Source organism: Streptomyces sp. MK7 (genome assembly GCF_032658145.1).
In the GTDB taxonomy this organism is placed as follows: Bacteria; Actinomycetota; Actinomycetes; order Streptomycetales; family Streptomycetaceae; genus Streptomyces; species Streptomyces spiralis.
In genome coordinates, this window is sequence record NZ_JAVACL010000154.1 from 1 (window position 1) to 441 (window position 441).

The following is a 441-nucleotide window of genomic DNA, read 5'->3' on the forward strand; positions in this document are numbered from 1 at the left end:
GCCGACGGGGTAGCGGCTGGTGATGGCGACGCGGTTGAAGGCGTTCATCACGGTGGTCAGCCAGGCGACTGCCGAGATCTGGTCCGGGGTGAGCAGGGCTGCGGCGGCGTTGTAGTCCTCGTCGCTGACGTGTCCGTCCGGTACGCGTGTGATCGCTTCGGTCAGGCGGAGGGCGGCGCGGTCGGTCTGGGAGAAGTAGCCGGTCTCTGCCCATGCGGGCAGCACGGCGATGCGGTCGGGGTTCTCGCCCTTGGTGAGGGCGTCGCGGGTGTGCATGCGCAGGCAGAAGGAGCAGCCGTTGATCTGTGAGGTGCGGATCCTGAGCAGTTCGATCAGGAGTGGGTCGAGGCCTGCTGCGGTGGCGGCCTGTTCCGCTTCCGAGGACAGGGTGATGAGGGTCTTGTAGGCGGCCGGGTGCTGCTTGCCGATGTTGACGCGCTG

Annotated in this window: 1 protein-coding gene; it reads right to left on the reverse strand. The window is 67.6% G+C overall.

The window, feature by feature from the left end; translation table 11 throughout:
* Positions 1 to 441: carboxymuconolactone decarboxylase family protein (locus tag R2S09_RS40260; RefSeq protein ID WP_316746258.1), on the reverse strand; the 441-nt coding region annotated here is incomplete at both ends.